The 9992-nt window shown below is 64.9% G+C and carries 9 protein-coding genes; 5 read left to right on the top strand and 4 right to left on the bottom strand.

Annotation, left to right across the window (positions count from 1 at the left end; all coding sequences use genetic code 11):
- Nucleotides 1-100: 100 nt before the first annotated feature.
- Nucleotides 101-925 carry a ParB/RepB/Spo0J family partition protein gene (locus ABNU97_RS15965; RefSeq protein WP_348767669.1) on the bottom strand — a complete coding sequence of 275 codons (825 nt, stop codon included), beginning with the start codon at nt 923-925 and terminating at the stop codon, nt 101-103.
- A 121-nt stretch (nt 926-1046) separates the two neighbouring features.
- Here ABNU97_RS15965 and ABNU97_RS15960 point away from each other — a divergent pair, with 121 nt between their 5' ends.
- Genes ABNU97_RS15960 through plsB form a run of 5 tightly spaced genes read left to right on the top strand, consistent with a single transcriptional unit; the run spans nt 1047 to nt 6973 of the window.
- A complete protein-coding gene (locus tag ABNU97_RS15960; protein WP_348767668.1) occupies nt 1047-1865 on the top strand; it encodes a lysophospholipid acyltransferase family protein in 819 nt (272 codons plus the stop codon).
- A complete protein-coding gene (locus tag ABNU97_RS15955) occupies nt 1865-2962 on the top strand; it encodes an NAD-dependent epimerase/dehydratase family protein (protein ID WP_348767667.1) in 1098 nt (365 codons plus the stop codon). The genes ABNU97_RS15960 and ABNU97_RS15955 overlap by 1 nt, the downstream gene beginning before the upstream one ends.
- 32 nt (nt 2963-2994) lie before the next feature.
- Nucleotides 2995-3747 (top strand): VacJ family lipoprotein, encoded by a 753-nt coding sequence (locus ABNU97_RS15950; RefSeq protein WP_348767666.1) that lies wholly within the window; start codon nt 2995-2997, stop codon nt 3745-3747.
- A 10-nt stretch (nt 3748-3757) separates the two neighbouring features.
- Nucleotides 3758-4453, top strand: coding sequence for a hypothetical protein (locus ABNU97_RS15945; RefSeq protein ID WP_348767665.1), 696 nt, complete (start codon nt 3758-3760; stop codon nt 4451-4453).
- Nucleotides 4454-6973, top strand: a complete 2520-nt coding sequence (plsB, locus tag ABNU97_RS15940; protein WP_348767664.1) for a glycerol-3-phosphate 1-O-acyltransferase PlsB — start codon at nt 4454-4456, stop codon at nt 6971-6973.
- A gap of 32 nt (nt 6974-7005) precedes the next feature.
- Here the strand turns inward: plsB and sppA are convergent, their stop codons facing one another.
- The 3 genes from sppA to ABNU97_RS15925 form a co-directional block, all read right to left on the bottom strand.
- Entirely contained in the window at nt 7006-7959 is a 954-nt protein-coding gene (gene sppA / locus ABNU97_RS15935) for a signal peptide peptidase SppA (protein ID WP_348767663.1), read from the bottom strand.
- A gap of 34 nt (nt 7960-7993) precedes the next feature.
- Nucleotides 7994-8506, bottom strand: coding sequence for a hypothetical protein (locus ABNU97_RS15930; protein WP_348767662.1), 513 nt, complete (start codon nt 8504-8506; stop codon nt 7994-7996).
- A gap of 110 nt (nt 8507-8616) precedes the next feature.
- The gene (locus ABNU97_RS15925; RefSeq protein ID WP_348767661.1) at nt 8617-9957 is read right to left on the bottom strand and encodes an ATP-binding protein; all 1341 of its coding nucleotides are present in this window, start codon (nt 9955-9957) and stop codon (nt 8617-8619) included.
- Nucleotides 9958-9992: the final 35 nt, after the last annotated feature.

The following is a 9992-nucleotide window of genomic DNA, read 5'->3' as shown; positions in this document are numbered from 1 at the left end:
ACGCTCTCACTTCCTTGTCAATCACGCGCAAAGCACGCCGGCGCGACCGTGACAGTTTATGCAGAGCTTCCCTAGGTCTCGGCTTTGTCGCGGCGAATCGTCACTCCGGGGTAAAACCCAGGCGGGCCAGCAGGCCGTCGAATTCGTCGAGATCGTGGAAGGCGATACGCAGCTCCCCGCGGCGACGCTCGGCGTCGTAGTCGATCCTGACCGTATTGCCCACATGCTCGGCCAACCGTGTTTCCAGTTCGGCCATGGCGCTGTCCTCGGTCGTGGAGGCGTCAGGCGCTACCGGTTGTGAGCACCGCCGGGCCGCCTGTTCGAGCTGGCGCACGCTCATTCGCTTTTTGGCGGCCTCGCGCGCCAGTGCAACCTGTGTCGTTTCGCCCAGGCCGGCCAGTATCTTGGCATGGCCGAGATTGAGCTCGCCCGCATCCAGATGCCGTTGTACCGGCGCGGCCAGCTGTCGCAGGCGCAGATAGTTGGTCACATAGACACGGGATTTGCCGATACGCCGGGCAACGGCGTCGTGGGTCAGGCCATGGTCTTCGCACAGCCGGCCCAGGCCGTGGGCGGTATCCATGACCCCCAGCGACTCGCGCTGCAGGTTCTCGATCAGCCCCAGTACGGCGGCCTGGGCGGCGTCGAGATCGTTGCGTACGATCGCGGGTAGCTCGCTCAGCCCGGCGCGCTGGGCCGCACGCCAGCGGCGCTCGCCGGCCAGCAGTCGATAGCCCGTGGCGTGGTCGCCACGCACCACCACCGGTTGAATCACCCCGGAGGTCGCAATCGAGGCGGCCAGTTCCTCGATACTGTCGTTTTCGAACAGGGTCCGTGCCTGGCTGGGGCCCGGGCGGATCAGTTCAATGCTAATGGGCACGACACGGCGGGCGTCGGCCTCGGCGGCGGGTACGGAATCGGTCATCGAAGCAGGCCTGATACAGGCTCGGCACGGCCAATGTGCGTGCTAAGCTCAAAGCATTGGCGCCAGTGTAAAACCAAAAGGCGCGCCGTTTATAACGCGTCGCTTCGTGCGAGGAGTCCTCATGCGCACCCGCCAGTTTCTCAAACCGCGGACGGTAGGCCGCGATGTCGATCGGTTGGTCGATGCGCTGCCCAAGCACAATATCGGCACCCAGGGGTACGACCCCTGGGGGCTCAATCCCGATACCGCCAAGATCACGTTCACCGCGGTTCGATGGCTGTACCAGAACTATTTCCGTGTGCAGGCCCAGGGCCTCGAGCATATTCCGGGCCAGGGTCGCCTCCTCATCGTGGGCAATCACAGCGGTCAGCTGCCGATGGACGGGGTGATGGTGAGCTTCGCCGTGGCCAACAAGTCGGAAAACGCGCGCCTGCCGCGCTCGATGATCGAGCGCTGGTTTCCGTCGGTGCCGTTTCTCGGCAACTGGATGAACTCGGTCGGCGGCGTGATCGGCGACCCCAAAAACTGCGCGAAAATGCTCGACCGCGAAGAAGCCATCGTGGTGTTTCCGGAAGGCATTCGCGGCTCGGGCAAGCCGTATCGACTACGCTACCAGCTGCAGCGTTTCGGCCACGGCTTCATGCATCTGGCCATGGAGCACAACACGCCGATCGTGCCGGTCGGCGTGGTCGGCTGTGAAGAAACCATGCCGTCGCTGGTCAATGTCAAGCCGCTTGCGCGGATGCTGGGCATGCCGTATTTCCCGCTTGCCCCGCTGGTACCGCTGCCGGCGCGCGTGTTCCTGAACTTCGGCAAACCGATGCATTTCGCCAACGACGCGCGCAACGAGCGCGACGTCGAATGGCGCGTGGAGGAGGTCAAGGATGCCATCCGCGATCTCATCGATGCCGGCATTGCCCAGCGCAAGAGTATTTTCTGATGAGCCAGTCGAACGAGCCTCGGCCCGAGGCCGAATCCGAACAACAGGACAGCGGCGCGGAACAGGCGGCGTCCCGCAAGTCCGCGCCGAGGCGCAAGACTCCGGCCCGCCGGCAGACGGATTCAGCTCCGACAAAAACGAAGCAGGCGGCCTCGGGTATTGGCAGCGGCACCCGCGGCAAGGTGCTGGTCACCGGCGCGGCCGGCGCGCTGGCCCAGCACGTGATCGCGCTGCTCAAGGAGAACTACGACGTGGTCGGCGTCGAGTTTCGCGGCCTGCAGGCGGATTATCCGGACACCGTCGACTACGTGGTTGACTTCAACCAGTGGCCTTTCGAGGACGTGTTTCGCGAGCACGGCTTCATGGGAATCATCCACCTGGGGCGGATTCGCTTTACCCAGTCGACGCGCAATCGGCGCTATTCGGCGAACGTGGTGGGTACGGCCCGGTTGCTGCGGCTGGCGTTGAAATACGGGGTGGAGAAGGTAGTCGCGCTATCCACGTTCCATGTCTACGGTGCAGATGCGCGCAACCCGTCGCTCATCGACGAGGAATATCCCATGCGCGCGGCCAACCTCATGCCCGAGGTGGTAGACGCGGTCGAGCTGGAAAACCTGTTCAATATTCATCTCTACAAGAATCCCGAGCTCAACATCACCATTCTGCGGCCCTGCAATATCGCGGGCCCCGGCATCAACAACGAGATCAGCCGAATGCTGGCACAGCCCGTGGTGCCGTGCCTGTTCGGTTTTTCGCCGCTGATGCAGTTCATCCATGTCGAAGACATGGCCGAAGCGGTGATGCGCTCGTTCGAGCGTAACCACCCTGGCGTATATAATGTCGCGCCAGACGACTATGTGGCGTATCAGGATGCGTTGCAGCTGGCCGGGTGTCGGCGGCTGTTTCTGCCTTCCGTGCCGCCGGCGTTGGCGCGGCGCTCGGTTCGGGCGCTGGGGCGTTATGCGCCACCGGATTATCTGATCGATTTCTTCAAATACGCGGTGATCATCGACGGCGGGCTGTTTGCGCGTACGTTCGATTTCACCCCGCAACATTCGCTGGCGAATCTTCTGGGCCATTATCGAGCCCACAAATAAGCCAGCCGACGCATCTGCTTTCGAGGTATCAAATGACCACACGTCTGTCGCAACGGCTGCCGTTTCTGTCCGGAATGCTCTGTCTGATCGCTCTGGGCGGCTGTGTACACAGCCCGCCGTCCGACCCCTGGGATCCGATCGAGCCGGTCAACCGCGCCGTCTACAAGTTCAACGACACCGCAGACCGCTATGTGCTGCAGCCGGTGGCGCGGGGCTACGACAAGATCACCCCGGACCGTGTGCAGACCAGCGTCGGCAACTTCTTCGACAACGCCCGCGAGCCGGTCAATATCGCCAATAGCGCCCTGCAGCTCAAATGGGGGTCGTTCAACACCTCGCTCGGTCGCTTCATGATCAATACCACCGCCGGCGTGGGGGGGCTGTTCGACGTGGCCAGTGCCGTGGGTGTGGCAGAAATCGACGAGGATTTCGGTCAGACGCTGGGCTACTGGGGGCTCGGTCAGGGCCCGTATCTGGTGCTGCCGTTTTTCGGCCCGAGCAGCGGGCGCGATCTGACCGGCCGTATCGGCGATCAGTTCGTTCATCCGTTCAACTATGTGGACGAGGACTACGACTACGTCGTCTGGAGCCTGCGCGCACTCGAGATCATCAATTTCCGGGCCGGGCTGCTCGGTTTCGAGGAAACGCTCAACCAGCAGTTCGACCCCTATGCCTTCATGCGCGGCTACTATCTTGAAAACCGCCTGAAAGCGGTCTACGACGGCGATGTGCCGCCGGAACGGCTGTATCAGGATGAAGGCGCGGACGACGAAGACGCCGGCTGACGCGCTGCCGATGGCGGTACAGTCGACGGATCTGCAGGTGCTCGAGAGCCTCGGCCGGGCCCAGCTGCACGCGCATGCCACCCGCTATTACAAAAGCGGCGGGCAGACCGAGCCGGAGGTCGCGCTGGTGGTGTACGGCGATGCGTGCGCGGTGCTCAAGGACTATGCGCGCACGCCGGGCTGGTTCGGCCGGCTGATCGCGCCGGTGCTGATATGGCGTGAAGCCAGTGCCCTCCGCCGGCTCGAGGGCATCGTGGGTGTGCCGCGGCTCTATCGCCAGCTGGATGCCCGCGGCGTGCTTATCGAGTATCTGCCGGCCACGCCCTGGCCCCAGGCCAAACCGGCCGAGGCGGCCTATCGCCGGCTCGATGAGCTGGTCGAGCAGATGCATGCCCGCGGCGTCGCCCACTGCGACCTGCGCGCCCCCAGCAATATGCTCGTCGACGAGGGCGGCCAGCCCTATATCGTGGACTTTGTCGCCCGGGTGTGTCGGGGCCGCGCCTGGAATCTGCCGTGGAACTGGCTGTTTCGCCAGTTCGTGGGCGCCGACGAAAGCGCGCTGGCGAAACTGCGGGTGCGTTTTGCTCCGCAGCTGGCAAGCGCCGAGGATCGTGCCCTGCTCGAAGAACGCGGCCCGATCGAACGTATCGCGCGGGGCATCGGCGAGCGCACCCGCACGATCGTGCGTTATTTCGTGGGTTCCTGAATGGCCTGGTTGCTGCGAATACTGTCGCTGTTCACGCCGTTGTTGCGCTGGCCTGTTCGCGCCTGGATCAATACCCATGCCTCGCCGTCGGATCTGTCCGAGCTCGCACTCGATCGCGACAAGCCGGTTTGCTATGTCCTGCCGGTGGCCAGCGTCATGGACTGGCTGGCGCTCGAGGCCGTATGCGCCGAGCGGGCCCTGCCCCGGCCTTATTTGGCGACCCACGGCATGCCGAGCACGCAGCGTTCGATGGTGGTGGCCCTGCCGGCCGGTCGCCGCGGCGAACGCTCGGACCTGCATCGTATCGTCTCGCGCGGGCTCCACGACCACAGCTACGACGTACAGCTCGTGCCGGTTTCCGTGTTCTGGGGGCGCAACCCGGTCAAGGAAACATCGCTGTTTCGTATTCTGTTCGCCGACAGCGAGCGCACCGGACGGCTGCGCAAGCTGCTGATCGTGCTGGCGAACGGCCACAACACTCTGGTGCATTTCGGGCAGCCTCTCGATTACCGGGAATTTGTCGACGAAGCCGAATCCGCCGCGCCCGATCTGATGGTGCGCAAGCTCGTACGCGTGCTGCGTATTCATTTCCGGCGCCAGCGCGCGGCCACGCTCGGCCCGGCACTGTCGCGCCGCAGCCAGCTGATCAATTCCCTGCTCGCCGACGCCGACGTACAACAGGCCATCGAGGATTCGGCCCGTCGCGAAAAGATGAGCACGGACGCAGCCCGTGCCCGGGCGCGCGACTATGCCAACGAAATCGCCGCGGACTATTCGAATATCGCCATCGGCTTCATGCTGCGGGTGCTGACCTGGCTGTGGCACCGTATCTATGACGGCGTGGACGTGCGTCATCTCGCGCGTCTGCGTGCGACCACCCATGACCGGCGCGAGGTGATCTATCTGCCCTCGCACCGCAGTCATATGGATTATCTGCTGGTCTCCTACATTCTCTACAAGGAAGGCCTGGCCCTGCCGCAGATCGCGGCCGGCGTGAACCTCAACTTCTGGCCGGTCGGCGCCCTGTTACGCCGCTGCGGGGCGTTCTATCTGCGCCGCAGCTTCAAGGGCGACCGACTCTATACGGCGGTATTTCGTGCCTATGTGGATGCGCTCATCCAGCGCGGTCAGCCGATGAAGTTCTACCCCGAAGGCGGGCGCAGCCGGACCGGGCGGCTGTTGTCGCCCAAGACCGGCATGCTGTCGATGGCGGTCACCAGTGCTCTGGGCGGCAAGGGCGCGCCGGCAGCGATCGTGCCGGTTTATATCGGCTACGACCGGGTCATGGAGGTCAACAAGTACTTCGACGAATTGCGGGGCACGCGGGTCAAGAAAGGCGAGTCGATGGGTGATCTGGTGCGCGGCTCGACCCAGGTCTTGAAGCGCAAGTACGGACGCGTGTTCGTGTCTTTCGGCGAGCCGATCGACCTGCAGGCCTATGCCGATACGCATCTGCCGGACTGGCGTGAGCGCATGCCCGGCCTGGATATGGACGCGCGTCCTGACTGGCTGCAGGACTTCGTCGCCGGGCTCGCCGAGCAGGTGATGGAGAGCATCAACGCGACCGCCACGCTCAATGCGACCGGCCTGGCCTCGCTGGTGCTGCTGGGCAGCCCGCAGAAGGCCGTCGCCGAAGACGAAATGGTGGACACCCTGGCACTGCTCGCCGAGCTGGCGCGGCGCTGCCCCTACTCACGCGACGCCACGGCCCCCGAGCTCACGGATGGGCGCGAGCTGCTGGCCGAAGCCGAACCGATGATGCGTCTGGTTCGGGTGCCGCATGCCTGGGGCGACGTGCTGACCGTGGAGTCGCGTCAGGCGGTTCTGCTGACCTATATCCGCAATAACGTCATGCACCTGTTCGCGCTGCCGTCGCTGGTGGCCAACTTCTTTGCTCATGTCGAATCCTGCGAACGACAGCGAGTGCTCGACGGCGCCATCGAACTCTATCCGCTGCTCGCCTCCGAGCTGTTTCTGCGCTGGCCGGCCGACCAGGCCCGGTTCGCCTTGAACGAGTCGATCGACGGGCTGCTGGAGTGCGGCCTGCTGAGCAGCGATGGACAAGACCGGCTGCAGCGTCCACAGGCGGGCACGCGTGAATTCGCGGCCCTGATGAGCCTGGCGCGGATCATGCGCGAATCACTCGAACGTTATGCCATGACGGTGATGCTGCTCAGCCATAACCGCGAATCGGGCCACGTCGAGCGCGGCCGCTTCGAGCGTCAGTGCCAGCTCATGGCCGAGCGCATGGCGATACTGACCGGGCGCAACAGCCCGGAGTTTTTCGATTCGCGGCTGTTTCGCAATCATCTGCAAACGCTGGTGCGCGTGGGCCTGCTTCATCCGCGGGGAAGCCAGCTCGAGATCGACCCGGCGCTACGCGACGTCGCCGAGCATGCGCTGCAGCTGCTGGGCGCAGACCTGCGCCAGTCGCTGGCTCATCTCACCTCGTTGCCGCAACTCGACGACGGCAGCGATGGCAGCGCCTCCTCGGTGGAGACGAGCAACGCCGCCGAGTAAGCGTCGGTGCGACAGGCCTAGGCCGGCATGCCCTAGGGCCGCCAGAGATAGAGCGGTTGTGCCGCCGCCTGACTTTCGAACGACAGATCGACCGGCATGCCGGCCGCCTGCAGGCGCAGGCCCCCGGTCGCGGCACTTTCCGACAATATCGAGTCCGGTGCGCTACGGCCCTGGTAGTAGCGGATCACCCGGGCAGAATCCACCCCCGCGGACTCGCGCGCGAGTGCGAGCACATCGTCGATATGGCCGATCTTGTCGATCAGGCCGAGTCGGAGGGCGTCGTCCGCGGCAAAAATGCGGCCGTCGGTAATGTCGTCCAGATGGTCGCGGTCCAGTTCGGGGCGACCCGCTTCGACAACGCTCACGAAGCGTTTGAACAGCGAATCCACCACCTTCTGCACGATGGCGCGCTCCTCGGGCGTGGCCTCGCGCAGCGGCGACATGATGTCCTTGTGCGCGGCGCTCACATAGCTGGCGTTGTCCACGCCGATCTTGTCGAGCAGGCCGCTGGCGTTCACGCCGGGGATGATCACGCCGATCGAGCCGGTAATCGAGGTCGGCTGGGCAATCACGCGATCGGCGGCCATGGCCACGTAGTATCCGCCCGAAGCGGCCACGCCGCCAAAGCTGGCTATCACCGGTACGCCGGTTTCGCGCCGATAGCGCGCGATGCGGGCATAAATTTCGTCGGCGGCGGCCACGGTGCCGCCGGGGCTGTTGATCCGCAGCACGACCGCGCCGATGGCGTCGTCCTCGGCGGCCTTGTCGAGCGCGCGGCTGATCGTGGCCAGCGTGGAGGGTTGTTGTACCAGCCCCAGCGCACGCTGCGACGGCGCATCGGAGATGAAGCCCGATATCGGCAGCCAAAGTATCTTGCGGGCACCCTCGCCCTGGACCGTGGTTTCATGCAGGTCGTTATCGCCGCGGCCGAACGGCGAGATGACGACGCAGCCGGCCAGGGCAAGGATCACAACCAGCAGCGACAACCGTCGCAGTGCCGTCAACGCACGCAGGCGCACCTCAATGCACCTGGGTCTGCCAGGCCTCGATCGCGGCGATGGTGCGCTCGGTGGCCTGCTGCAGGCATTTTTCGGCTTCCTCGCGCTGTTCGTCGTCAAGGTGCTCCCAGGCCATGGCAATGAACGGGCGCGCCTCGTCGAGCACCTCGTGTTCGTAGAGCTGCCGATAGGCGGTTTCGAGGGCGGCCAGGCACTGGCCGATGGCGTCCGCCGGCAGTTTGGCCTGTTGGAAGACCATCACACAGGCACCGGTGGCGGCGTGTTCGAGCATGGGCTCTTCCTTGGCGGTATCGGGATAGTGTTCGCCGAATAGATCCGCCAGGCGCGTGACCATTTCCACCAGGGCCAGCATCGCCGGCATATCGTCGTGCAGGGTTGGATGACCACGCTTGGCGGCGACATTGGCGGCCACCTTCAGCGCCGGGCCGATCACGCGGTGATAGGTGCGCGGGTCGAGCGCGTCCGGGTCGAGCTGCTCGGGGTCGAGACGGCGGGCGGTGTCGGGATTGTCCATGCTGAATCTGTCGGTTGGTCGTCTGAAAAGGCGCAGGTAGGTCGCCACGCCCTATGGGTCACGCGGGCGGGTGGCCGGTTCAAACCGGCCGCTGCCAGGACGTCATCGTATCACTCGGCCGGAAGCACGATCTCTACGCGGGCGCCGCCTTTTTCGCAGCGGGTGAGGGTGATGTCGCCGGTATAGGAGCGCACGATCTCGGCGGCCACTGCCAGGCCCAGGCCCTGGCCTTCCCGGCTGGTATCGGCGCGTACGCCGCGTTCGAGCAGGCGTTCGGTGGAGCCTTCGCCGAAGCCGGTGCCGTTGTCGTCGATCTGCAGACACAGATCGCCGTCGCGCATTTCGGCGCGTACCTCCACCTCGCCGTCGCCGTACTTGGCGGCGTTGTCCATCAGGGTGCCCAGCAGCTCGGTCAGATCGCCTTCGTCGATCGGCGCCTTGACCGTGTCCGGGATATACACCTCGAAACGCGTGCCCTGTTCGGCATAGACCTTGGTCAGCGCGCGGGCGAGCTTGCGCGCCACCGGGGCAATGGCGATCGACGCCGCCAGGCTGCGCTTGCCGGCCGCGGCCGCCTTCTGCAGCTGGTAGTCGAGGATATCGTTCATCCGGGCCAGCTGCGTGCGCAGCCCTTGGCGCTGACTTTCTTCGAGCTTGTCGTCTTCGGCCAGACCGCGCAGTACTGCCATCGGTGTTTTCAGGCTGTGAGCCAGATCGCCGAGGGCATTGCGATAGCGGGTCAGGCGCGCCTGGTCGTTGGAGAGCATTGTGTTGAGGTTGCTCACCAGCGGCTGAATTTCGTCCGGATAGCGGCCTTCGATACGCCGTTTCTCGTGGGCCTGCAGGTTGGCGAGGTTGCGGGCCAGCCGGCGCAGCGGCGCGAGCCCCCAGCGCAGAATGAAAAGCTCGACGATCAGCAGGATCAATGCCGATGCGCTCAGCAGCGTCCACAAAACGCCGCGAAAACGCTGCATCTGCTTGATGAAGGTGCGGGCGTCCTCGGCCACCACGAGCGTGTAGCGATAATCGGTGCCCGCGTCGGTCACCCAGCGAAAGCCAAATGACAGGGTGATGAGGGTGTCGTCACCGGGATAGATACGCATGAACTGCCATTCGCCGACAGCCGGCAGCGTATCCAGCTCCAGCGGATCGAGCAGGGAAGGCGAGCGCCAGATCGATTCACCGTTTTCGTCGAGCACCATGGCATAAAGCCCGGAGTCGGGCCGGGTCAGATCGGACTCGGGCAGCACGCGCGGGGCGACCTTGAAGCTGCCATCCTCGGTGATCTCGGCGCTGCCCAGCAGCGCATAGCTCAGCCCCTGAAGGCGGTCGTGTTCGGCCTGATCGGCGCGTTCGCTGACCGCCGTTTCCAGCGCCACGCCGGTCAGCCCGATGAATGCCAGTAGAAGAACCGCGGTGGCGGCCAGCAGCCGCGCCCGCAGTGAGTTCATCACGAGGGCTCGGTATCGCTCGTGCGCGCGTCCCG

Source organism: uncultured Salinisphaera sp., assembly GCF_964012375.1.
In the GTDB taxonomy this organism is placed as follows: Bacteria; Pseudomonadota; Gammaproteobacteria; order Nevskiales; family Salinisphaeraceae; genus Salinisphaera.
The sequence above is the reverse complement of the archived record's forward strand: the minus strand, read 5'-3'. Positions and strand labels throughout refer to the sequence as shown.